This is a genomic window from Roseivirga seohaensis subsp. aquiponti, assembly GCF_001267955.1.
Lineage (GTDB): Bacteria > Bacteroidota > Bacteroidia > Cytophagales > Cyclobacteriaceae > Roseivirga > Roseivirga seohaensis.
In genome coordinates, this window is sequence record NZ_JSVA01000004.1 from 347,813 (window position 1) to 372,373 (window position 24,561).

At 40.1% G+C, this 24,561-nt stretch carries 25 protein-coding genes; 19 read left to right on the forward strand and 6 right to left on the reverse strand.

The features are described from left to right. The first annotated feature begins 24 nt into the window (after positions 1–24). The 6 genes from OB69_RS03920 to OB69_RS03945 all read left to right on the forward strand — a co-directional run bounded on the left by OB69_RS03920 (position 25) and on the right by OB69_RS03945 (position 7,947). The gene (locus OB69_RS03920; RefSeq protein WP_053222377.1) at positions 25–2,211 is read left to right on the forward strand and encodes a tellurite resistance TerB family protein; all 2,187 of its coding nucleotides are present in this window, start codon (positions 25–27) and stop codon (positions 2,209–2,211) included. Then, the gene (locus tag OB69_RS03925; RefSeq protein ID WP_221404849.1) at positions 2,208–3,518 is read left to right on the forward strand and encodes an ATP-binding protein; all 1,311 of its coding nucleotides are present in this window, start codon (positions 2,208–2,210) and stop codon (positions 3,516–3,518) included. Before OB69_RS03920 ends, OB69_RS03925 begins: the two co-directional genes overlap by 4 nt. Further along, complete coding sequence (locus tag OB69_RS03930) at positions 3,515–5,704, forward strand: DEAD/DEAH box helicase (RefSeq protein ID WP_053222378.1); 2,190 nt, start codon at positions 3,515–3,517, stop codon at positions 5,702–5,704. The genes OB69_RS03925 and OB69_RS03930 overlap by 4 nt, the downstream gene beginning before the upstream one ends. A gap of 77 nt (positions 5,705–5,781) precedes the next feature. Further along, positions 5,782–6,102: a helix-turn-helix domain-containing protein gene (locus OB69_RS03935; protein WP_185096857.1), complete on the forward strand. Its 321-nt coding sequence runs from the start codon at positions 5,782–5,784 to the stop codon at positions 6,100–6,102. A 2-nt stretch (positions 6,103–6,104) separates the two neighbouring features. Further along, on the forward strand, positions 6,105–6,407 hold the full coding sequence (locus tag OB69_RS03940; RefSeq protein WP_053222380.1) for a hypothetical protein: 303 nt from the start codon (positions 6,105–6,107) through the stop codon (positions 6,405–6,407). A gap of 13 nt (positions 6,408–6,420) precedes the next feature. After that, a complete protein-coding gene (locus OB69_RS03945; RefSeq protein WP_053222381.1) occupies positions 6,421–7,947 on the forward strand; it encodes a type IV secretory system conjugative DNA transfer family protein in 1,527 nt (508 codons plus the stop codon). A gap of 5 nt (positions 7,948–7,952) precedes the next feature. Here OB69_RS03945 and OB69_RS03950 read toward each other — a convergent pair whose 3' ends face one another. Together OB69_RS03950 and OB69_RS03955 are read right to left on the reverse strand one after the other, a co-directional pair. After that, positions 7,953–8,318 carry a hypothetical protein gene (locus OB69_RS03950; RefSeq protein ID WP_053222382.1) on the reverse strand — a complete coding sequence of 122 codons (366 nt, stop codon included), beginning with the start codon at positions 8,316–8,318 and terminating at the stop codon, positions 7,953–7,955. A 32-nt stretch (positions 8,319–8,350) separates the two neighbouring features. Further along, positions 8,351–9,700 (reverse strand): hypothetical protein, encoded by a 1,350-nt coding sequence (locus OB69_RS03955; protein WP_053222383.1) that lies wholly within the window; start codon positions 9,698–9,700, stop codon positions 8,351–8,353. Positions 9,701–9,883: 183 nt separating this feature from the next. Here OB69_RS03955 and OB69_RS03960 point away from each other — a divergent pair, with 183 nt between their 5' ends. From OB69_RS03960 to OB69_RS03995, 8 genes are all read left to right on the forward strand, one after another. Further along, positions 9,884–10,342: a hypothetical protein gene (locus tag OB69_RS03960; protein ID WP_053222384.1), complete on the forward strand. Its 459-nt coding sequence runs from the start codon at positions 9,884–9,886 to the stop codon at positions 10,340–10,342. Further along, positions 10,335–11,003: a hypothetical protein gene (locus OB69_RS03965; RefSeq protein ID WP_157608483.1), complete on the forward strand. Its 669-nt coding sequence runs from the start codon at positions 10,335–10,337 to the stop codon at positions 11,001–11,003. Before OB69_RS03960 ends, OB69_RS03965 begins: the two co-directional genes overlap by 8 nt. A 26-nt stretch (positions 11,004–11,029) precedes the next feature. Then, on the forward strand, positions 11,030–11,788 hold the full coding sequence (locus OB69_RS03970) for a hypothetical protein (protein ID WP_053222386.1): 759 nt from the start codon (positions 11,030–11,032) through the stop codon (positions 11,786–11,788). Between the two features lie 95 nt (positions 11,789–11,883). Beyond that, positions 11,884–12,645 (forward strand): hypothetical protein, encoded by a 762-nt coding sequence (locus tag OB69_RS03975; protein WP_053222387.1) that lies wholly within the window; start codon positions 11,884–11,886, stop codon positions 12,643–12,645. Positions 12,646–12,757: 112 nt separating this feature from the next. Beyond that, complete coding sequence (mobF, locus tag OB69_RS03980) at positions 12,758–15,508, forward strand: MobF family relaxase (protein ID WP_053222388.1); 2,751 nt, start codon at positions 12,758–12,760, stop codon at positions 15,506–15,508. Further along, the gene (locus OB69_RS03985; protein WP_157608484.1) at positions 15,432–15,848 is read left to right on the forward strand and encodes a hypothetical protein; all 417 of its coding nucleotides are present in this window, start codon (positions 15,432–15,434) and stop codon (positions 15,846–15,848) included. The genes mobF and OB69_RS03985 overlap by 77 nt, the downstream gene beginning before the upstream one ends. An 18-nt stretch (positions 15,849–15,866) precedes the next feature. Beyond that, positions 15,867–16,340, forward strand: coding sequence for a hypothetical protein (locus tag OB69_RS03990; RefSeq protein ID WP_053222390.1), 474 nt, complete (start codon positions 15,867–15,869; stop codon positions 16,338–16,340). 831 nt (positions 16,341–17,171) lie between these two features. Beyond that, a complete protein-coding gene (locus OB69_RS03995) occupies positions 17,172–18,218 on the forward strand; it encodes a Fic family protein (protein WP_221404850.1) in 1,047 nt (348 codons plus the stop codon). A gap of 44 nt (positions 18,219–18,262) precedes the next feature. Here OB69_RS03995 and OB69_RS04000 read toward each other — a convergent pair whose 3' ends face one another. Then, positions 18,263–18,778, reverse strand: a complete 516-nt coding sequence (locus tag OB69_RS04000; RefSeq protein WP_053222392.1) for a hypothetical protein — start codon at positions 18,776–18,778, stop codon at positions 18,263–18,265. Positions 18,779–19,017: 239 nt separating this feature from the next. Between OB69_RS04000 and OB69_RS04005 the strand changes: the two genes are divergently transcribed. After that, a complete protein-coding gene (locus OB69_RS04005; RefSeq protein WP_053222393.1) occupies positions 19,018–19,812 on the forward strand; it encodes a hypothetical protein in 795 nt (264 codons plus the stop codon). On the opposite strand, the gene OB69_RS04010 is transcribed toward OB69_RS04005, so the two are convergent. Next, positions 19,809–20,366, reverse strand: coding sequence for a hypothetical protein (locus OB69_RS04010; protein ID WP_053222394.1), 558 nt, complete (start codon positions 20,364–20,366; stop codon positions 19,809–19,811). The two genes, OB69_RS04005 and OB69_RS04010, sit on opposite strands and share 4 nt — an antisense overlap. Positions 20,367–20,756: 390 nt before the next feature. Here OB69_RS04010 and OB69_RS04015 point away from each other — a divergent pair, with 390 nt between their 5' ends. Continuing rightward, on the forward strand, positions 20,757–20,984 hold the full coding sequence (locus OB69_RS04015; RefSeq protein ID WP_053222395.1) for an XRE family transcriptional regulator: 228 nt from the start codon (positions 20,757–20,759) through the stop codon (positions 20,982–20,984). Positions 20,985–20,990: 6 nt separating this feature from the next. Here OB69_RS04015 and OB69_RS04020 read toward each other — a convergent pair whose 3' ends face one another. Continuing rightward, on the reverse strand, positions 20,991–21,350 hold the full coding sequence (locus tag OB69_RS04020; RefSeq protein WP_053222396.1) for a type II toxin-antitoxin system RelE/ParE family toxin: 360 nt from the start codon (positions 21,348–21,350) through the stop codon (positions 20,991–20,993). A gap of 1 nt (position 21,351) precedes the next feature. Further along, positions 21,352–21,612 carry a ribbon-helix-helix domain-containing protein gene (locus OB69_RS04025; RefSeq protein ID WP_053222397.1) on the reverse strand — a complete coding sequence of 87 codons (261 nt, stop codon included), beginning with the start codon at positions 21,610–21,612 and terminating at the stop codon, positions 21,352–21,354. Between the two features lie 830 nt (positions 21,613–22,442). Here OB69_RS04025 and OB69_RS04035 point away from each other — a divergent pair. Genes OB69_RS04035 through OB69_RS04045 form a run of 3 tightly spaced genes read left to right on the forward strand, consistent with a single transcriptional unit; the run spans position 22,443 to position 24,559 of the window. After that, the gene (locus OB69_RS04035; protein WP_053222399.1) at positions 22,443–22,871 is read left to right on the forward strand and encodes a single-stranded DNA-binding protein; all 429 of its coding nucleotides are present in this window, start codon (positions 22,443–22,445) and stop codon (positions 22,869–22,871) included. A gap of 57 nt (positions 22,872–22,928) precedes the next feature. Further along, entirely contained in the window at positions 22,929–23,843 is a 915-nt protein-coding gene (locus OB69_RS04040; protein ID WP_053222400.1) for an ArdC family protein, read from the forward strand. Continuing rightward, positions 23,840–24,559 (forward strand): N-6 DNA methylase, encoded by a 720-nt coding sequence (locus OB69_RS04045; protein WP_053222401.1) that lies wholly within the window; start codon positions 23,840–23,842, stop codon positions 24,557–24,559. Before OB69_RS04040 ends, OB69_RS04045 begins: the two co-directional genes overlap by 4 nt. The last annotated feature ends 2 nt before the right edge of the window (positions 24,560–24,561 follow it).

Sequence of the window (24,561 nt, forward strand, 5' to 3'; positions counted from 1 at the left end):
TTAGCAATTAATCAAGGTTGACATATGGGATGGATCATATTCATTTTTATCATTTATGTATTGTATTCATTCACTCGTAAGAAAGAGAAGAAAGTACCTTCAAGAAGTGCAGAAGTGAATTTTAGTAGTGACAGTGACTATACCCACTCTTATTCTTACTTTGAAAAAGAAAGATCTAAAAATACCTCAAAAGGCAAATGGATCATGCTCGGTGAGGAGGTTTCAATAAAAAGCAAAACCATCACAAAAGGGCTGTTTTACTTTGGTGGAGTTCTAAAAGGTGAAAATAATAACGAAAATGAAAGCTCTTTGGTCGATGAGACTCTTCAAATAAAGGAGAGCCAATATACTTACACTGATAGTAGCCTTGGATATTGGCCAAGTTTTATTGATTTATCACCCAGTTGCAGAGGTGCATATATTGACTGGCTAGCTAGTGATCGTGATATGCCTGATACCCCCATCGGATATCTATTCATATATTTTTACGGACTGGAAAGGCGCATCATCACGGACTATAAAGACGGCTTGGTAGGAGATGAAGAATGTCTTCAGATTTGCAATGAAATAATTCGTCTCAGATCAGTTTTCAGCGATAACTATTCATTTAATAGTTACTCCTCGAATCTTCTAGATTACATTTCCATCACCCTGCCCCATATTCTTTCTATTCTGGATGAGAAAATAGAAAATTCGATTTATTCGAATGTATTTAAAGTAAAACTCGCTCGAATTGCTCAAAAAAGTGAACCCTTGAATCCAGAGCTTGCGTTTGCCTGGATATCCAACCATCCAGAACACTCCTTCAGAACTCCTGCTAGACGATGCCCTGAAGAATTTAAAACATTGTTCTTATACAGGTATAGAGAAGCCTACAATGATGGCATTGTCATTAAACCTAACAAAACAAAGCTCAAGCTCCATTATCGTCCCGCAAATAGAAGTTTAGGTTATTTTAGTAGATATGGTCCAGATGACTTGAGTGATGTAACAGTGCTATCAGGGCCAACCAATAAACTAGCTAAGATTGCCTATCAGTGTGTTGATGACCTAGATGCTTATAGCAGATATCTCGGGAGAAAAAATTCAAATAAGGAAAGTATTGAGGCTGTTGCCCTTTTACCGAATGAGTTGATTAATGAAATCCAATTGATCAAAGACCTGAAGGTATGGGCCGAAAATATTATAACTACCAATGATGGTATTTGTGATTTTAAAGATTTTTGGCGGCAAACCAAACTACCTCTACCTTCAAAACTGAATAAAAAAGAGCAGGAATTAACCTGCAACCTCATTGAGAAGATTGGCTATTCAGCCGTCCCAGATCTAAACTTACATAGTAGTAAACTCAATATTGATGACCCAATTGTGGTTTATAATAGGAACGAACCAATAGAATTTAAGAATCAAGAAATCTTCAGTGAAGTGGCTATAAAGTTGCGGTTAGGATCAATTATTGCAAACGCTGATTTACATATTCATGGTAATGAAAAAACCTATCTTCAGCAACTTATCCATTCTAACGAAAGCCTGTCTTCTGAAGAGAAATTGTCTCTAGAAGCCTATCTGAAATGGCTGTTAATTTCACCATCGGATTTTTCAGGCCTAAAAAATTCTTTGTCAAAACTCAGTGAGCACAACAAAGAATTGGTGAGGAAAATGATCATTCATGTAGCTCTTTCTGATGGCAAAATTGACCCTAGTGAAGTCAAAGAAATAGAAAAACTATATACCAGTCTGGGATTTGATAAATCAGCAGTACCAGCAGACATACATGCTCTATCTTCACGCAAGGTCGAAAATGTCTCTTCTAGACAAGAGGCCATTCCAAAAACTAATGAAAACCAATCCTTCTCTCTAAATGAGAATGTTTTAAATTTTCATGAAACCGAAACCAAACAAGCTCAGAACATTTTGAATAATATTTTCAGGAATGACGATGAGGAAGAAGAAATTACACAACCCATTCCAGAACAAACACTTGAAAATAAAGCATTGTCTATCTATCAAATTATTTCAGATCGAGACCGAATAGAAAAAGATGAGTTTGAAAGAATTTGCTCTGAATATGGTTTTTTCGTTCAGTCTGCCATTGATAGCATAAATGAATGGGCTTTTGAAAAGGTAAACGCACCTGTACTTGAAGAGGATATTGATATAATTGTCGATCGAGAAATTGCGGAAGAATTAAAAGAATATGAGGAAATATGATGAGTGGAATCAAAATTAGAACAAGGGAAAAAGATGCAATCATTCAGTCTTTAAAGTCTGGGGTTACTCCTAAGATTGGAATACAGCATATTCAGGTAGGTCGGGGTAAAGAGCTTCAAGCTCTGCACAAGGATATTGAGAGGGTTTGTGGTGGTGGCTCAGCATTCCGCCTAATTATCGGAGACTACGGTTCTGGTAAAACATTCTTCTTAAGCGTAGTGAGATCAATTGCACTAGAAAAAATGCTTGTGACGGTGAATGCAGATTTGTCCCCTGATAGAAGAATTCAAGCTTCAGGAGGGCAGGCTCGAAATTTATATTCCGAATTGATGAGGAATATTTCAACTAGAACCAAACCGGACGGCAATGCACTCTCGACAATAGTGGAAAAATTTATCACATTGGCCCGCCAGGAGGCTGATCAAAAAGATATTGATGTTACGGAATCTATCCAAACAAGACTTCAGGCACTAACTGAATTGGTAGGTGGGTATGATTTTGCAAAAGTCATAGAGGCATACTGGCAAGGACATGAAGCGGGTGATGAACATCTTAAATCTAATGCTATAAGATGGCTAAGAGCTGAATATACTACTAAAACAGATGCCAAAAATGATTTAGGAGTGAGAACCATTATTTCAGATGATCACTTCTATGACGCTTTAAAGCTCATGAGCTTGTTTGTACAACAAGCGGGTTACAACGGCCTTCTGGTTAATTTAGATGAGATGGTAAATCTTTATAAACTTCATAGCACTCAAGCCAGGACATCTAACTATGAACAAATTCTCCGCATTTTAAATGATTGTCTCCAAGGGAGTGCTGAGAACCTTGGGTTTCTATTAGGTGGTACTCCAGAATTCTTACTTGACCCAAGAAAAGGCCTTTACAGTTACGATGCTCTTCAGACAAGATTGGCCGAAAACAGCTTTGCCAATAGAGCAGGTGTTATTGATTATTCTTCCCCTGCCCTTCACCTCGCAAGCCTTACTCCGGAAGAGCTGTTCATCTTGCTCAAGAATTTGAGAAATGTTTTCGCAGGTGGAGATTCAACAAAATACCTGATTGACGACAGTGCCCTAAAATCATTCCTGGATCATTGTAATAAAACCATAGGCAATGCCTATTTCACGACACCAAGAAACACAATAAAGGCATTCATCGACCTATTGAGTGTCTTAGAACAAAACCCTCAACTAGATTGGCAGAATTTAATTGAGGACACAACAATAGCTATTGAGACACCAAGCGATATTGATGATGAGCCATTAAACTCCGATGATGGGTTGGCTTCTTTCAAATTATGACAGAGCCATTTCATAGTTTAGATAGGCGTATTCAGAAATGGGTATTCAAACAGGGCTGGTCCAATTTGAGACAGATTCAAAATGACGCTATCCCTCCTATACTGGCTGGAAATCAAGATGTGATCATCAGTGCCTCAACTGCATCTGGTAAAACTGAGGCATTTTTTCTACCAGCTTGTTCTTCAACCATAGATGAAAAGGATGGTTATTCAATACTTTACATTAGCCCATTAAAGGCTCTTATCAATGATCAATATAGAAGGCTTGAAAGTCTAAGCGTCATAACAGACATTAATGTAACTCCCTGGCACGGTGATGTAGCACAAAGCCTAAAGACCAAATCAAAACGCAACCCGTCAGGCATAGTCCTTATAACCCCTGAGTCTTTGGAATCATTGTTGATCAGGAACTCTGGCTGGGTTCAAAGGTCTTTTTCATCTTTAAAGTACATTGTAATAGATGAATTTCATGCCTTCATCGGTACAGCACGAGGGCAACACCTCTTATCACTTTTAAATAGACTAGAAGCCCTACTCCAAGAGATTGAAGAGCCTATTCCAAGGGTAGCTTTAAGTGCAACATTGGGCAACTTAAATGAAATCCCTGGGGTATTAAGGCAAAACTCCCGAATGCCCTGTTCCATAATTAAGGAGAGTAAATCCAACTCTCAGATTAGGTTTGGCATACAAGGCTATATTGACCCTGTAAACAACGACCAGAAGATACCGGCATTTCATCGAATATGTACTGATCTCTTTTCTCTGTGTAGAGGAGGTTCACATTTGATATTTGCGAATAGCCGAAAAAGAACTGAAAGTATTAGCGCTCAATTAAGTGATATGTGTGAACAAGAAGTTGTTCCTAATGAGTTTTTTCCACATCACGGATCGCTGGATAAAAGCCTTAGAGAAGCTTTAGAAGCTAGACTTCAAAAAGATAATCTCCCCACTACGGCAGTTTGCACAATGACTCTAGAACTTGGGATTGATATAGGAAAAGTGGATTCAGTTATTCAGGTAACCGCACCTCATTCTGTAGCCAGTTTGCGTCAAAGGTTAGGTCGTTCTGGACGAAGAAACACCCCCTCTACGCTCCGAATGCTTATTTCTGAAAAGGAACTTCATGCAGATTCTAGCATCGGGGACAAATTGAGAATAGAGTTACTTCAATCAATTGCAATGACCCGGCTACTTATTATTAAAAAATGGTATGAACCAGCTGATTTAGGAAGCTTTCATTTTTCTACACTCTTGCATCAAGTTTTGGCGCTAATTGCCCAATGGGGTGGCATTAGAGCTGATCAAATCTACAACTCTCTCTGTAAAGAGGGATGTTTTAATAATGTAACTGTCGAGCAGTTTAAAGAACTCCTACACCATATGGGACAGCAAGACCTGCTTACACAAATATCTGGAGGCCAACTCGTTTTAGGGCTTAAAGGTGAATATTTAACCAATAGCTATAATTTCTATACCGTTTTTAAGACCCCTCAAGAATTTCGAGTTATTGCAAGAGATAAGACGTTGGGGACTTTGCCCGTTGATACACTGATATTAGAAGGACAGCACATCATATTTTCTGGTAAACGATGGAGGGTTGAAAGCATAAATACTGATAATAAAACCATAATTGTATCACCTTCTAAAGGAGGGGATCCTCCGCAATTCAATGGAAATGGCATGCTTGTTCACGATACTGTCAGACAAGAAATGTTTGACATCTATAAAAGTGGAAGCTACAAAATTCCAATTGGCAGCTCTGAGGTTGATTACTTAGACTCAACCGCTAAGTCTCTTTTCAATGAAGGACTCGAATTCTTCCAGGAAGCATTACTTCACGAGAGAAGAATTATTCAACACAACGATTATGTATATATAGTCTCATGGATGGGTGATAAAATTGTAAACACGATTGCCACAATGTTGATTAAGCTAAATTATAAGGTCTCTATATTCTCAGGCATAATCGAAATTGAAAAAACGAATTTGGAAACTGTTTCAAATTCACTTTTTGAATTATGTTCAAACAACCAGCTCACCAATTCTGATCTTGCTTTGTCTGTTAGAGAAAAAAGGATTGAAAAGTATGATGATTTTATACCTGAATCTCTGCTCAATATAGGTTACGGCCAGAATTACTTTGATGTAGAGCGAGCTAGGGAATGGCTTGAATTACATATAATCTAAAAAGTCTTATTGTAGCCTCACTAAAATTGAACCTCATTCTACAAATTAGAATGTATTTATGTGTTCCAAATTCGTATTTGAAAATCAAAAGTGTTAGAATTGGTTTTCAACACAATACCAATGGGGGAACTATGGAGGTTATAGTTATAGAAAGTAAAGCCTTTGAGGAGCTACTAAATCAATTAGTAGAGAAACTCCAACCAACAGAAAAGGAATTGAACAAATGGATTGATGGCAAAGAAGCCATGGAAATCCTCCACATTACCGCCAAAAGTACCCTTCAAAAAATGAGGGACAATGGAGAAATCGAATTCTCCAAAATCAATGATCGAACCATACTTTATAACAGGTTCTCGATAGAAGAATTCATAGAGAGTAAGAAATCCAAAACTTTTTGACGATGGGAGACAAGGAAAACAAGAACGACAAAGAACAGCTTGAACTATCTGCCCTATATAAAAGAGCTTATAATGATGCCGAGTTGGTGATCAATCAATTCCCTAATCTCATAGATAAAATGGAACGTCCAAAAGGAGAGCCAAGTGAGTATACGAGAGGGTTCGAGGATAGAATAAGCGAACACAGAAAAGTCCAGGAGCTTATAAAGAACAATCCATATCAGCGCATGAATCAGCGATATGGCATTGAAAGGCAGGCCACAGATAAGCCCAAGGAGAAACCGAAAGATGATCGTAACAAATAACTAGCACACAACCATGGGGCTTTTTGGGAGAAATAAAGAACATCCAAATCTTGAGAAAATTCTTGATCAAGAATTATATAGGGTTCCAACTACAGATACTTCAATTTCATGGGCTGATTGCCTTGAAGGAACCCTTATAACTGGGGCTACCGGCAGCGGTAAAACTTCTGCAATTGGAAAATATATCGGGCAAGCTATGCTTAAGAAAGGCTTCGGTATGGTCATTTTCTGTGCAAAGAAGGAGGAAAGAGAAAGATGGGACGCATACATAGAAGATTGTGGCCGCACTGAAGATAAGATCCTGTTTAATAAGTCAAGCGGCTTCAAATTCAACTTTCTTAAATATGAATTAGAGAGAGCTGGTGATGGTTCTGGCGATGTGCTCAATGCCCTGAACATTTTGATGAATCTCAATGAACAAAGCCGAATATATCAAAGTGGCAATTCGGGAAACAAAGATGAACGCTTCTGGGATGAGTCATTAAGGAGATTAATTTCCAGGACAATTGCCCTACTCCGTCTTGCAGATGAAGAGGTTAGCATATACAACATGCGAAAAATTGTTGTGAACTGCTTTCGAGATGAAGATGCTAAACGATATTTCAACCTTACTAAACTCGCTTTTAGCAATGAACAGATAGATAAGCGAGTAAAGGATCAGGCTTTTCAGGATTTAACAGAATGGAAGGCATCTAGCTATTTTGTCGAGGTCATCGATATGATCATTAGTGGCCCATATTACGGTTCTGAAGAAACAGATATTATTCTTGACTATTGGCTGAAAGAATTTGCCAACATTTCAGAAAAAACAACATCAATTATAATTGAGAGTTTCATGGGATGTGTGGAAGCTTTTATCGGAAATGGAATATTAAAAGAACAATTCTCACAAGGGTTAAATAAGGAGTTAGCACCTGAATCCATAATTAAAGGGAAGAAGATTCTCATCGTTGACTTCCCTGTTAAAGAATTTGGCCTGAGCGCCATTTATGCGGCAACAATCTATAAAACTGCATTCCAAAACGCCTGTGAAAGACGCAATTTGACAGCTGAGGTAGACCCAAAACCAATTGGTTTATTCATCGATGAATATCAAAGTTTTTGCAATCCAGTTTCGGACAGTCTCTTTCAGGCAACAGCACGAAGTTCCTGGGTTGCGTGCGTATACATCACACAGAACATCAACAACCTCTTCTTTGTAATGGGTGATAGTCAGCCTCAAGCTAGAGCCTATAGTCTTTTAGGGAATTTGAACCTCAAGTACTTTGCGAACAATGCTGATATCACAACGAATGAGTGGGCTTCCAATCTTGTTGGAAAACATTGGATTGATGTTTATTCATCAAGCTACGGCAAAGATGATGATTTGACCAAATCCAAATCAATGCAGTTTCACTACAAGGTTACGCCAGATCATTTTACCACCTTAAAAACAGGCCGAAAAGAAAACAACAATAAAGTCCAGGCACTTGTCTTCAAACCAGGAAAGCTATGGGATGATAAGGATTCTAATTTTGCCATAGTGGAGTTCAAACAGTAGGACTATTATCCGAGAACACGCACTTGTTGACTATTCCTGATTTGCCAATCTCTGAGGTAATTCAAATCAATTTGATCAGGGTTACCCCTTTCTAAACACTTAACGAGTGTATCAATTTTTTGGTAATCATTCAATTTCACCCTTGGAGATTGAGAATGGGCTTTTTCCTTAATTAACTCCAGCAACACTTGATTTTGAGCATCATTCAACTCGGTACCACCTGCGCAGATCATCAAACTTATTGCTGACAAATCAGGATCCCAATTATGTTGCTCTAAAGTTTCAATGGCTATTGAAATTAAGTCTAAATCTTCTTCCTTCTTATCAGAAGCATTTCTGAAAGAGTTCAATAACTCTGATAACTTTAACATCTAGTCGCTCCAATAATTACTAAAAATTTAGTCTAATCCTTTTCCAAATTGCTGTCAACAAATTTTTCCATATTGTCGTGGACAAATGTTCTAATCGCATTTGCAATTTCTTTTCTTTCTTTCGCGGAAGACAAAGACTTAAAGATATGCTTATTGATTACATTAGTACTTATTGATTTGATCCTGTCTGAGACACATGAATCATTATATATAAGCATTATATACTTGCAATGTGCCAACGCCCAACCTAGTTGAATTAGAGAATACGATGCCTTATTAACATTAGTAATTACCAAAATGAAAAACCTTGTCCTCTTTAACAATTTTAGGCTATCGATTGATTTTAAATCACTTGCTGGCGTATTAGAGTCAGTCTGCTTACTTATCAGCTTCACTCCTTCGTTTTTCAATGCAAGATCAATTTCCAGAATTAGCTGATCTACATTTTGGGGTTGGCCTACTTTTTCAGAATTGCCATTTTGTTTAGATGAACCTTGAGGTGTTGCCAAATATACTCTTGGTATTTCCAGCTCAAGAAAACGGTTTTTCTTATTCTTTAAAGGCACATATTCATTTAAGTATGCTTGTAACTCATCAAGGCTCGGAACGGTTCTTGGAACACTCCTATAGTTCCTCTTTTTTAATGAGAGATATTGTTTGATCGCCTCAGGAATAGCTATAAACGCCTTTGAGTTTAGCCTATAGGAACAAAGAATTGGTTTCATCTCATCTTTACTAAATTTTTCATTCGTAATCTGGTGAAGTACTATTAGACCTGAATAAACAAACTGTTCATCATAAGTTGTATAAGTCCCTAACATTATCTCATCATTAGGATCCATATATACTGCCTTTATATGAAGTTCACGTGTAGTGTTAACTGGATCATCTTTTAAATCAAAATATATAACCTTCCTATTCCCTTTGATTATTTCATAAGTCCCAGAATAGTCTTTGCTGAAACCATCAACAACGTTTTCCAACTCTGCCACATTTCCGATTGAAGTTTTCAATAAAGCCCTGGCTATTTTCAGATGTTTACTTTTTCTTTCCGCTACAGATAGAAAATAAAAAAACCATTTTTTATCAACGAAATTATCCCTTCCACTCTCTGCAATAAATGTTTTTGCTACTTCAATGAATTTCGGCCCCTCTATGGATATCTTCTCATAGAAGCCTTTTTCTCGATCATTTAATTTGGAAAATGATATTTCACCCTTGTGAGAGCGTGCTGCTCGGACGAGATAATAACAATAAGTCCGTGACCAAGACTTAAAATTAGATTTCCTATACCATTCTTCGTATTTCCACCATCCACCTTCCTGTTTTCCTACAATTTCACTGTATTCTAAGATAGATTCTAACAGCTGCTCATTTTCCATATGTGTGTACTTAGTTTTTCGAAAACTATCCAATTAAATCCAAAAAATCCAGATTGGATTTTAAAAATCCAATAGTACTCGATAAATCCATTTAAAACACATATATCACTGTTAATCAGTTGTTTAGACTTGTTTTTATTGCTTTGAACAAACCATATTTGTCAAAACCAAAAACCATTAACTGTGAAACTAAGACAAACATTGAAACAGTGGCTACTTCTCATACTACAAGGTGGTAATGTAGAAGAGTCCAAAAAACAGGAAAAGTATCAAAGACAACCTAAATCCAAATTTATTAGAGAATGGCGTAAGAAGTCATTTGATAGTGCGCTTAGAGGTATAGATGTCAAAGAAGTCATCTCGCAAGCTCAGACTGCAATGTCAGAATTGAAAGTCTCGGCTTCTTCAATTTATGACCAGAAAATTATTGAGTACACCAACTCCATTAAAGCAGATAGTCAGGAGTTGGAAAAAATCAATAAAAATCCTGAAGCATACCTACAAATGACAATCAATACCCTTCCAGAGGCTGACCATCAAAATGTCACAAAACTAATGGTCGAGCTAACTAAGGTTCAGGATGACCTTCAAAATACTACAGTGAGATTATTAGACCTTCAAAACGAATATAACTATGATTAATGAATTAGAAACCACCGGAAACAGCAGTGTGTACAGAAAGTCATACTGGTTTGTTGTAATAGTGTATGTGATTTTATGCACTGTCTTAAATCGCCCTACATTCGAGGAGTTTTCAGGAGGAGTTTATCTCTTCGGCTTAGTCCTATCCTTGTGCATGAGTATTGTCGAAATGAAGTTAGCCCAGTTCATCGGGAAGTCATTGGCGCTCAAAAGATGGAAAAGAGCTATCGTTTCGTTCATGGTTGGCTTAGGCATGGTACTCTACCTTGTGAGTAAACAGGTCGACTTTGGGTTTGGACTGATCATTCTCCTTGTCTTTATGGTAGGTATATTATTCTCCTATGGTTATGCAATGGATGAGGAGAAATACAGAATTCCCAGACTCAAAGCCTTTCTAACCAATAAAATCAACACGCTCAAAGGGAGTAAAGTCCAATTGAAAAATGACCTTAAAAGGGCTCAAGATAAATTGGGAATTAAAGGCCAGGCGATTATGAACAACAAAGTTGAATCACTCAACAAAGGCATGGCCTCCAGCTCCAACAGGATTGAAAAACTGACCAATGAAAAAGAAGCCGAGTTGAAATCAATTGAACATCTCGAAAGAGAGATCATTGCTGAAATCAAAAGGGGTTACAGTGACTACGTTCAAGTAGCCTGATCATCCAACCCTTAAACTTTAGAACCATGAAACTACTAAACACAAATAACTTCAATGCATTGTCCCTGATCGGGGCAATGCTGATAATATTAGCCACCGCAACCTCTTGTGAAGACAAAGAGCAATTAATGGGAGCCAGATATGAGTATGTTCTGCTCGTTGACATATCAAAATCATACGAAGATTCAAAAAGCGGTTTAACTGGAGATATCCTTCACTCGGTACTCATGAAAGAAATGGGGATCGAAGAGAATTCACCAACCAGCATAGGAGTCAGAATTTATTTCTCTTACATGGGCATGTCGTATCTACCCATTGTGAGTAAAGTCGAGTTAGAGCCAAAGGTATGGATGCTGAACCCCAGAAAGGATAGAATCAGCGAGGTTAATGCTTTTTACAACCTATCAAGGCAACAAACCAATGATTTACTATCCCGCAGTGCCAATGATCAAATAAGTAACCTCTATAGAGGAATGCTCAATGGACTCTCCCAAATGGATCATTCTGCTCAACATCGTAAAATGATCGTAATGGCAGATTATTTAGAGTCATCGGTTATTCTGGATATGGGTGACTATTTAAAGCACCCTGAAAAACTTCAAACTGACTATGAGAAACTCAAAGGCTTACTGGTTGCCTCAGAACCTGTACCAGATGAATTCAAGGGTACAGAGATTGTCTTAATATGCCCTGAAAATTACCTGGTAACCTACGAGGCGGCTAAATTCTGGAAACGCTTCTACGAGGAACATGGCCTGATTGTTTCCATACGATCTAGTTACTAAACCACCCAAATTCTTATACAAAAGTGACTTCCAAGGCTTGGTGAAGGCCTTGCCTTGGAATGCTCTGCTCTTTCCACATTCAAAACTTAACAGCTATGATCACTAAACAATCAAATCAAGACATCAAACCAAGAAAGAAGTGTTTCGGTGACAGTTCAATCATTTTTGGTGCTACGAAGACTGAGTTTTACAAACTTCTCTTTAAAAATCCATCCCTAGCTCTTTTAAGACTATTGGGTCAATGGATAGAGTTTACTACAGCCGCGCTTGCAAATTGCCAAAACACCGTGTACCGCAATCAATTTGGATTATTGAACCAAGGCATAATTCTCACATTCAGTTCAGTGGGACTTGCTCTAATCGCAAACTCGGAACATTCATATCTGGCCTTAGGCTCCATTTCACTACTGATATTGCCAATTCTGCCATTTTTTTATGATTGGGATACTCTTTATTCGTGGGCTTTTCTTGACATACGCAGTCTGCCACTTCTTGTGTACTCAGGTATAATGCTTTTGACTGGCCTGGTGAACACAACCATGATTTACATCGGAAAAGGCAATCCAGATGATATGGCCAAATCTGGTGAAAGCTGGATTTTATTAGGGCTAAACAAACTTTATTCAAAAATCAAAAGACTTAGCGGAGGTAAACTCAAACTTAAAGCAAACGAGTTCATTGTAAACAGTTTCATAGAATGCGGGATTACTGCATCCATCGGTTACTACTTTTGGTCGGTCATTGGTGACCATACCTTTGGACTCTTCTGCTTCTTGATGTCCTCTGCAGAATTCTTTACCCAGATCAAATCCAAAACTGCTCAACTTAATCGACAGGCTTATTTGAATGCATCATAAGGTATTTTACAACCTTGACGTGTGAGTCAAAAACAGATACAAATTATCTATCAACAGCCGGATTCTATCCAGCGACTCAGTACAAAACCCCCTACAAATAAACTTAAGAACGATGCTTGGAATTAATGTTTTCAAGGATGTGAAATCTGCATCCGATTACTATATCAACCTTTCCCATGAAAGTGCTTACTATTTAGAGAATGTGGTTGAGGCGACTTGGTTTGGAAAAATCAGCAAGCGGATTGGCTATGACGGTGTCCAGGTCAAAAAATCAGATTTTATAAGTTTTGGCAGAGGACAAGTCCCAAATTCAAATATCAGCTTCAAAGTAAGAAAGGTTGATAATGCTAGAAGCTATTATGACTTCACTTTCTCTGCCCCTAAGAGCATATCATTGCTTTTTGGATTAACCAAGAATGAAGCCATCCATCAATGCCATATTGATGCCTATAAAGCTGTTTTAAGCGAGATTGAGGCAAACGCCCAGACCCAGCACAATTCAGCGACAGAGAGGGGGTGGGAGACCTGCGGTGAGCTTCTAATTGCGAATTTTGACCATTTTTTGAGCAGGCCTTGTGAAGTCAAAAAGAATGGAAAATCAATGTATATATCTGATCCTCAGATACATACACATTGCCTAATTCCGAATTGTACATTTAGCCATATCAACAATCGGTTTCAAGCCCTTGAGCTAGGCAATTCAGTCCATCGACAAGCCAAATATTTCGAAGCGGCCTACCACTCACATTTAGCAAAAAACCTTGAAAAATTAGGTTTTAGGACCAGGATCACCCGAGATAGATTCGAACTTGTTGGTATCACTCGCGAACAGATCATGCTTTTTTCGAATAGAAGCAAGACTATAGATCAGTTTGCTTTGGAAAATGGAATTTCAGACAAGTCCAAACTCGCACTACTAACCAGAAATGCCAAAGCCAAAGTAGTCGGAGAAGAAGAACAATATGACCATTGGAAGAGCCGACTGAGCGAGAAGGAATTTGAAGCACTTTTCAGGTTAAAGGATCAGACAATTGAAAAAAGAGATGGCATTTCATCTGATCTAGCGATTGAAAAATCAGTTCAACACCATTGTGAAAGAAACTCCGCCTTTAAGCAAAGTGATGTCCTGACATACGCCCTCAAATTGGGCTACGGCACTTTACTGCCCGAAGATGTCAAGTCAGCTCTAGGGAGAAGAAATGACATTATCAAAGCTGAAATTGACACCGTTCCTTTTCTAACAACAAAGGAGATGATCAGACAGGAATCCGAACTCGTCTTAAGGGCCAATGAAGGCAAGGGTACTTTTGCTCCTATCTTTCAGAACTACTCACCCAAACAATCACAATTGAACGACCAGCAGGTTAATGCGATCAAGCAGATCCTCAATTCAAGGGATTTTATAACCGTCTTAAAAGGGAGTGCCGGTGTAGGTAAAACATCATTGTTAACTGAAGTAAGGGATGCAGTAGCTCTAAAAGGCAAGCAATTATGTAGTCTTGCCCCCTCCTCACATGCCGTTTCTGTACTTAAAAGTAAAGGCTTCGAAGCAGAGACCATTGCCGGATTCCTCAAGAACAAAGCTCTTCAAGAGAAAGTATTTGGACAGGTAATACTAGTTGACGAAGCGGGAATGTGTGGCACCAAAGTCACCAATCAAATTCTAGCCATAGCCAAAGAAAAGAATGCCAGATTGATCATGTCCGGAGATACTTCCCAGCATGCCCCGCCTGCTCAGTATGGCGATGCTATGCGGCATTTGATTGAGAAAGCAAAGGTCAACACTGTTACGGTCAATAAAATTGTCCGTCAGCAAAACGAGCCTTATCGCTCGGTTGTACAGTCCCTCGCCAAGAATAGAACCTACGAAGGGTTCAAAAAGCTGGACAAGTTGGGAGGTATTATTGAAGAGCCTGATAAGGATAAAAGGCTGGATAAGCTGGCAGAAACTTATCTAGACACTATTAAATCCAAGAAATCCTGCCTTGTAATCAGCCCAACTCATAAAGAGGTCAATCAGGTGAATAACATCATCCGTCAGAAACTAAAAAAAGAAGGGTTCATTAAAGGAAAAGAACGTGAATTCAACAGACTACAGACCCTATCCTTCACCGAAGATGAAAAAAAAGAAAAGGCCAATTACGAGCAGGGAATGGTTCTGAGGTTTATTTCGAATAGTAAGGGGGATTATCGTGCCGGTGCTGAATTTGAAGTCATATCGGGCAAGAAACCCAATGAACTAAAGGTCAGGGATAGAAAGACCGCTACCGTCAAGAAATTACCCTTGGAACATGCGGATAGGTTTGAAGTCTACCAGCAATCAAAAATCCATTTAGCAAAAAATGACCAGATCAGACTCACGATAAACACTCGGACTCAACAAGGGTCGAAGGCCTTGAACGGTACATCGTATTCTGTCGCGGGCTTCACCAAAACAGGCGATATCAAGCTTTCCAATGGAAAAACATTATCCAAGGACATAGGGCATATCCGTTATTCTGCCTGTGACACGAGCCATGCAAGCCAAGGAAAAGATGCCGACCATGTTCTTATTTCGGTTGATCCTTCAAACGGAAATTTATCAAGAGAAGGTCTGTATGTTTCAGTCAGCAGAGGAAAGCATTCCGCGAAGCTCTTTACATCTGATAAGGCAGAATTGAAAAAGGCAATAGCCAAAAGCGAACAACGAATAAGCGCACATGAAATAGCACAGCGAGAACAGCAACAAACTTTGGTGAGAAATCAAAGAAATCACCATCGTTCTCTCAATGAGAAGATAAGGGAACATGAGCAGACCAGAAGAAGAACACAATGGGCTTCACCAGGTATTCCAAACCAGCCAAAACCAAAAGGACATGAATAATAATGGGCATTCGGTTTCATATCAGGATTATCAGCCCTACGCAGTGGCCCATTCTGACGAGTTAGTCAAGCGCTTCCATATTCATATGAGAAGTGGCGAGAGGTACAGTATCCCCTACTCTCTTCTTCCCATTTTTATCCTGAAGAATAACCAGGAACTAATCATTAAAGCCTATGAGGTTCAAATCACAGTTTCCGGTAGAGGGCTGTCCGCCATAGAGGAAGCCTTGTCCAAGGAAGTACTAACCTTCATCAAAATCCACCCTTGCGGAAAGGATGATGGAGAGTCATCGGTATATATAGAAAATATCACGCTCGAAGGAGAAAATCTTATGCAGTAATCACTTTAACTTCTAACCATGAAAAAGAACCAAGACAAAAAAGAGGATCATCTAGCACCAACACAAATACCCACCTTTAATGACAATAAGGAAATTGAGAAGGCAGGTTTGAGCGATCATGAGTTGCGCAACAAAATGGATTTGGTCAAAAAATATAGCCGGACTCCAGATGAATCGTTCGGCATTCAAAAAATAGAGAAAGAATACATCGAAGAACTTCAAAAGCGCGAAGAGGATCGCAATACGGCAGGACTGAACTATTCAATGGGAATTCAAGATGGCCTACAGCACTCTCCGTATGAGCAAATCAAGTTGAGCTATGAGCACCAAGACCAAGTATTGAGAGATGACATTACGGCCAAAGCAAAGGCATTCTATAACTCCAATCATAGCTTATTAAAAGAGTTTGTTGAATCCAAACAGCCTGAACCTAGTCTATTCAAACACAATTTTGAAAAGGCCAAACATGATAAGGGAAAGAGCAATAGATGATTTTCTTACGCTATCTGGATCAGTTCGCGCTCTTCAATAAGGAGAATGAACAGCCCACAAGGGTAATAAAATCAATACCTAGGCAACTCTGGAGTAAAAACGACATAGTTATAAGGTTGAATCAAGCTTAGAAACAAACCCTTTTGGGCGTTCCCCTTCGGGTCGGGCTATCACCGCTACACGGTAGCTGGCTCTATCCCTAACGCTCGATTTATATAAGGACTAACTCTAGAATGGTTCTTTCTAGTCCCCTTTTTTATGCTTATGCGGCTTCAATGAGGGTGTATTCCCAGGAGTATCCTTATTGTCTCGTTGACGCCTGTCAGGTTTTCCTGTTGATTTAGCAATTTTCTTTGGACCTGGCTTAATTCCCATAATTTCCATCTTTTCTCAAAATTATACTCTGTTTAGAACAATTTAGAAAAAATAAGTGAAATTTTATCTTAAGGCTTTAAGATTTATTAGTCCTTACGATCCTCATTAAAATGAAGACCTATTTCTTTCCGAATAGGCAAAGCTAGCCCCGCCCAAGTAAACACCAAGAGACTACGGCATAAAGCCAACGCTCAAAAAGGCCATGCATGTTTATTCCGTTTCCTCTTGGCTTATTTCTTGTGCTTAGCAATTGGCGGCCTAAGGAAAGAAAATGGGGGAGTGTGAATTTCATGGGTTGAATAACCGGTCGCTCAAGGTGGTTTCCCGTTGCCCGAACAGTAAAAGCATGTCAATCGTTTGGCCTGTTTTCCCTAAAAACTAATCCTATCATTATTCTTTATTTTTCCTATCATACATGATAGGATTAAGCTAGCTTTGTGATAGGAAAAAAATGTAATGATGAACCTTACCCCACGCCAAAAAGAAATCATTGATATTATAGATGCACAAGGAGAGGCATCTATCTCGAAAATCAAAGAGCTTCTTGCCAACGATCCCAGTATCCCTACCCTTAACAGGGACATGGCCAGACTTGTTGAGGCAGACTGCCTGATAAAGCTAGGTGCAGGACGGTCCACTACCTATATGGTAGCGCCATATTACAAGCTGTTTTCTCCGATCGATGCATCGGATTATTTCGATCTCGATCCTGATCAGAGACGGGCTAAAACCGCATTCAACCATGAATTGCTCCAGTCTTTAAATGGCATCCCGATTTTCACAAACCAGGAACTGGCTGATCTCCAGAAACTAAAAGAGGAATACCGGGCCAATGTGACAAGCCTTTCACCAACGCTTTATCAAAAAGAACTTGAGCGCCTGACGATAGAATTGAGCTGGAAATCTTCACAGATTGAGGGAAATACCTATTCCCTGCTGGAAACGGAAAGGCTGTTTAAGGAAAAGCAGGAGGCCGACAACAAAAGCAAGGAGGAAGCCATTATGTTGCTCAATCATAAGGATGCCCTTACCTACCTCATGGAGCATAAAGGCCTTGCCAAAACCCTTGATTTGCGCACACTGGAGGAAATCCATTCCCTATTGATCAAGGATTTGAACGTGGGGCGCAACATCCGCTCCCGCACCGTTGGCATCACCGGAACAGCCTATAAGCCTTTGGACAATGAACACCAGATCAGGGAATGTTTGGAACTCATGTGCGACCTGATCAATGCCAAAGACAATGGTTTTGAAAAAGCCCTGCTTGCGGTTGCCCTGATTTCTTATATACAGCCTTTTGAGGATGGAAACAAACGCACAGGCCGTATGATCAGCAACGCCCTGCTCATTGCAGATGGTGCCTGCCCACTATCTTACCGTAGTGTGGACTCACTGGATTACAAAAAGGCCATGTTGCTCTTTTATGAACAAAATAACCTGGCAGCCTTTAAAACCATATTTATCGAGCAAAACGGATTTGGGGTTAAGAATTATTTCCGCTAGGAACGACTAGAAAGAAACGCCCTTGGTCAGTTCGGTCTTCATGATCATCCCACAATTTCCGTGAATGCTTCCAAAACCACCTTCATGATTTCTGGATCGGCACTCATCGTCTTTCCGTTCTTCCAAGCCTTCACCACATGTGGTTTGACATCAACTCTAGCTTCTTTGACCAAATCTTCGGTCTTGACTCCAGTTCGCAGCTCTTCCCTTTTCAGAATGTCCAAAAACTCAATTGTGATTGGTTCATAGCCGTATGATGGCGACTTATAAAGAGCTTTTGGTTCTGTTTTCTGAAATTCTGAGCTTTTAGGCTTAGCCTCTTTTATCTTCTTATCTGGTGTATCCTGCCATAGCTTCAAAGCCAACCTGATATGCTCTTCTCTGGCCGTATCGGCCTTTCCGTTCTGTCCTGTGAGCCGATAGATAATTCCAGAAGTTAGACCAAGCTCACGGGCTTCTTTATTGCCCTTCAAAATCCTTTGCGGCCCTATTCCCGTGCGCTTGATCTCGGATAAAATCCACTCCCGAACTTCGGTTGAAATTGAAGTATATTCTCTCATTCCACATCCCAATATAAGTTTAGAACCATTAAAGAATTATAGCAGGATCATCCATGAGCTTACAAACCTCAATATTTGAGCAATAGATAAAATTTTAGACAAATACCCTGCTTTAATAACCTTTTGTAAACCATTGAAAACTATATACAATTTTATCTAAAGTTAAATCCGTATTTACCCTGTTTTGCTATCCTTGTTGTGTCTGAAGAGGCAATTGAGGGCAATTAAAGGGGTAAACCGTGTCTGACAAAGAGATTAACAAAGTTCATTTAGAGGCCGAACACGATAACCGGCACCGCTTTGACCTTACCTTGAAAGGGGAGGCTGACAATGCTGGTGTTCGGTCTGTGGGATCTGCCGCGGATGGTCAAGCCGCACTTGCCGAAAGCAAGGAACAGAAAAAGCAAAAAGAATTGATGGACTTGCTATATATACAAGGTCTCCAGAACCAAATGGGGGATATTCTTGGTGACATTAAAGAGAAGATGGACGAGTACAGGCAGAGCCGTGACCGCCAGAAACGCATGAATGGCAGTGTTGAGAATGGGGATTTTGATACGTTGAGAGTAATCTTTATCAATGATTATCACATGGATGCTGACGAGGTTCATGCGATGAGCCGAGAAGACTTGCTTGATGAGGCCAGTAGACGAAATCAAGGTGAATTGGACACACAAGCTGTTCTTAGGGCAGAAATCAGAGAATTGGCCCTAGAGTACAAGGAAAGAGCAGAAGAACTGGGTCAGGAACGCCCTGCGCTTGTTGAAGCTGAGATGGAGAAGCTAGCGGGGCTTAAATATCAAGCTGCCGCATTGGGCTTTGATTTTAATGAAATGTTGAAAGAAGAAACAGTTGGCAACGGGTTTGAAGGACTACGTGCTATTAGTTATGACGCTACAATATCCTTGAATATTAACGCAGAGTTTAACAAGGCGGCACCCCAACCAGTTTCTGAATTTGATCAAGGGGTAGAGAATGAGGAAGATTTGGGTGCTTTTGGTCAAAAAGGCATTACACCTTCTGCGTTTAATTAATCTAAACCAACGATCAATGTAGGGCTAATGCCTTCTTTAAGAACGTTTTTATCTCCATGCTTTTCAACAAAGATATTTCCTAATGTCTGAATAGCGCCAGCACCACCAATTTGCTCTGGTGTAAAGAGGTTGTAGCCTTCTTTGGTCTTATAGCGAACGCCATCCATAAATATAGCGGCAACCGTATTGCCAGGTACGTCACCACTTTCATAAGTGACAGTTATATACATCGGCTTGTCCGTAAATTTTCGATCAGCAAAAGCATTGGCCAAAACCTTTGCATACTCTTCTGCTGACATTTTACCTTCATTCCGTCCGATGATATGAATTGACATTCTTTTGTTATCTGATGCCAATACCGCATCTCCGGCAGTTCCCGCGAAAATTACAGGAGAGTTTATGATTTGTTCTTTGGCGGCTTCAACCTTGGACTTACCAGAAGCGTAATTAAACGCCACACGATTGTCATTCGCTGTGTTTTGAGCATTGGAATTCAGGGAGAAAATTAACCCTAATGCGGCAATACCTGTTGCTATTTTCTTTGCTGGTTTCATGGTCTTATCCTATTAATACCTTTTATTTATATCATTAATTGTTCTTATTTATCAATCAAATACTTAACTTGAGTTAATATTTTAACAAATCGTGTGTATATGAAAGATTGGAGGGGTGTATGTGCCCCTCCTTTACTTTTAAAGGCTAGATATAATTGTATCCTTTGCCTTGGCAATCAGGGCATGTTGTCATACCAGTACTTTTGGTACTGATCACACTTCCGGTCCCCGAACACATTGTGCATTTTACTTTTTTCATGGTTTTTCTATTTATGATTTAAATAATGTTAAAATCAGAAACGCGGCAAATATGCCTCAATATAGTGAATCAAAAAATATGAGGCAAATATGCCGTAAATTTGTTTAAATAGAATTAGGTCATTCAGGCCTATGAACCCTTACACTTTAGATGAAGCGGCAGAAAAGGTTGGAGCGAAAATCAAACAACTCCGAATTGATGGTGGATATACCAGCTATGAGAATTTTGCTGTTGCTAACTCACTAGATAGAAAACAATATTGGAGGGTTGAAAAAGGTGCGAATATTAGACTGAATACCCTTTTAGACATTCTGAATATTCACAAAATTACTTTGGAAGAATTCTTCAAAGGACTTTGAAACGTCCTATTTTTTGCTCTTTAAGGCTTTTTGGTAGAGGAAACTGACCTCTTCCTCTAACGTTGGCTCTAAGGTTTTCAAACGATCGAGCAAGTTCATGGACAGATGCTTGATAGTGAGAACGAAAATGTCATTGTCCACCACATCACAGATCAACCAGTGAGCACCCGTTTGATAAAGCTTAAAACGATTAGAAATTTCAGGTTTCTGAAGAAGCAGTTTGGGGTTTTCTTCGAGCAAAAGCAATGAGTCCTGTATCTGATCAAGGTAACGTTCAGCCGTTTTTTCACCCCAGTTTTCTACAGAAAACCCATAGATATCCTCAATGTCAAGAAGCGCCCTGTCCGTTAAATGAATTTGCGCCATTCTATTTTGAACCTTTGAAAGCTTTCAAATCCTTGCGCAAGTCACCTGAGAACTTTCTAGTCCGTCCGTGAACAATGTCCTGATAGCCCTCAACAATTGAAGCCCTGAGCTTAGAGGCCTCCTGCCGTTCCCTGTCATGGCGAATAAGGTCGCGCACATACTCACTTGGTGTTGAATACAATGTGCCGCTACCCGATTGAGAAGCAATAAACTGCTTCATTTCATCGGTCAAAGGAATGTTCAGTGAATGGGATTTGTTCATGGCCTACCTCATTATCTATACTTTAAACTTACAATATTATTCAAATATTGTCAATAATTGAATGGCATATGCCCAATCTTTCACTACAACAGAGTTACTTACCCGTTATTTGCCCTGCTGATTCACCCTTAGAACAAAGGGTGAATCTTTTATCTTGACTCCAGTAATTGATGTTGTTACAACCCCAGATTGCAATTGGCTGTAGGATTATTTTCCTACAACCAATAACTGTGTAACTCATGTGTGGAAGGAACAATAAGGATGAGCAAAAATACACTCTACTATGGCCAGATAGTGGCCCGTATAGCTGGAAGGCTATATTCAATCAACCATCATTCAAACGACAATAGCTGGCTTAATGACCATGGCATGTCCATGGAAGACGTGATCTGTGATGTATGTGCCGATGCAGGCCGGGTATTCGATTGCCTGGAGGATCTGTCAGGAGAACATTTTATCGACTGGTCACAAGCCCTTGATCATTATTCAAGAACCCTTCTGAAATCTATGACCGATGGGCGAATACCATGTATGGCAGATATGATCTCCATGGCCGCCAACAGCATGGACCATTCAAGAGCAGACGACTGACAAAGGCCAAGGCATTGCTTTAGGCGTTCCTCCTCGCGCAGCGCAAGGTTTTCTTAACAGCAAAAAAAACATTTCCCCACTTTTCCGCACTTCGTTTGTGCAAAGCGGGTGATCCCCCATGTTGTTTTTTTGACCTTGCACTTTGCTCACCCCCTGTTCGCCACATGGCAGGGGTTATGGCGACCCCATAACCCTTTTCTAAAGGGATTTTTTTACCAACGACATAAAGGAGATAAAATATGTCAAACACTGAAACCAACGAAACACAATCATTAGAAAACCTTTTTGCTGATACCAATATCAGTATGAAGTCAGGCCATCTGGTCAAGGATGCCGAACTGATCGGTGATGGAAAATTTGCCAAATTCAGAATTGCCACCAACAAGGAATTTCTGGATTCCCAAGGTCAGGTCCAGAACATGGCCAACTATTTCAACATCATCGTCTCAAGCAATCTCAAAGATGCTTTTGCCATAGCCCAGAACCTCAAGAAAGGAGATTGGGTCTATATCAAAGGAGAAGACAGCTCTCGTTCCATCGACACGGTCGAAGGCTACAAGGATACAGCCGTCACCACATTCGCCTACAAAGTGGTCTTGAAGAAAGAAAAGACCGATCAAGTCCTTGATGAAGGCCAAGCCGCAGAAACAAATCCCCAACCAGCCTAAACCTAAAGGGGAAAGTCATCTCAATAGGCTTTCCCTCTTTTTTTATGGAGCGCATTCATGTCCTATGCAAAGAACAAAACAGATATTCACCAGCAGGTCACAGATCAGATCATAAGCCTGCTCGATCAGGTTGACCTCAACAATTACCAGCCGCCATTTGCCAGCCTTGCAGCCAAAGGCCTGCCGGTAAACCCAACCACTAGAAACCACTACCAAGGGATCAACATCCTAAATCTCTGGTTTAACCAGCAAGCCAAGCAGTTCAACTCGAACCATTGGGCGAGCTTCAAACAATGGAAAGATAAAGGCGCAAATGTCAAGAAAGGCGAGAAAGGCACACAGATCATTTTTTACAAAAGCCTGATCAAAACAGAAGAAAACAGCAAGGGTGAAACTGAGACCCATAAAATTCCGATGCTCAGGCTCTACACTGTTTTTAATGCAAACCAAGTGGAGAATTTTGAGCCGGAAACGACTCCAGTAGATCTCCAAACCGACAATGTGGAGCGTATATCCTTGGTCGATGAGTTTTGCAAGGGAACAGGAGCAGACATCCACCACGGAGGTGATGAAGCTTATTTCGACCCCATGGAAGATTATATCCAAATGCCTGAAACGAGGCTTTTCTTAGATACTGAACAATCCACCGCAACAGAAAATTACTATTCAACCTTACTCCATGAATTGACCCATTGGACAGGAGGGAAGCACAGGCTTGAGCGCGACTTGGCCCACAACCAAAAGGAGCGCGAAAAATATGCCTTTGAGGAATTGGTTGCTGAACTTGGCGCGGCCTTCCTATGTGCATACCATGGTATTGCCCAGAGCCGCCCACTCAATCATGCCCTTTATATCAAGAGTTGGTTGAGGGCATTGAAGGACGACAAGACTTTTATTTTCAAGGCATCGGCACAGGCAGCCAAGGCCGTTGATTATCTCGATCAAATGGCTAGGGGAGAGCCCCAGCCATGACAAACTATTTCAATGAACTAACAAAACACCTTAATACATTGGGTAGAAGGCATGACCTTGCTCGGGTTTTCAATGATCTTTTGACCTTGGGTATTTGTTCCTTTCACTCCACCAATATTAAAAGCCTGTTACAGGAAAAGGACGAGAAAAACGAGACCCTCTATTTTGAAACTATAAAGCCTTACGCCAAGGACGACCTGAGAGAACTGAGCAAAGCTTTGGGCATCTTACAGTTAAATGTCTACCATGAACCCTACTCCGATATTCTTGGTGAGTTCTTTATGTGCCATATCACACGAGGCCAGAATGGACAGTATTTCACGCCTGAGCCCGTTTGTGAGCTTATGGCGGTCATTAACATTGAAGATGCCGAGAGTGATGGCAAAAGGGTTTTAGACCCCGCATGTGGCTCTGGTCGAATGCTCTTAAGAGCGGCAAAGATCAACCAACGGAATTATTTCTTTGGAGCAGACAGCAGTAATACATGCGCCAAGATGGCAACCCTCAATTTCTTTCTGAACGGGCTAAAGGGAGAAGTCGCATGGATGAACAGCCTGAGCATGGAATGGTTCGGAGGCTGGCAAATCAATCAATCTGGCCTTGGCATTCTTCCAATCGAAAAGGAGCAGTCCCGAATATGGAGCGAAGCCCCAATGCAAAAGCCAAAGCCAGAAACGCCCGAGTTCGATAAAACGCCTCAAAAACAACCCAACTAAAA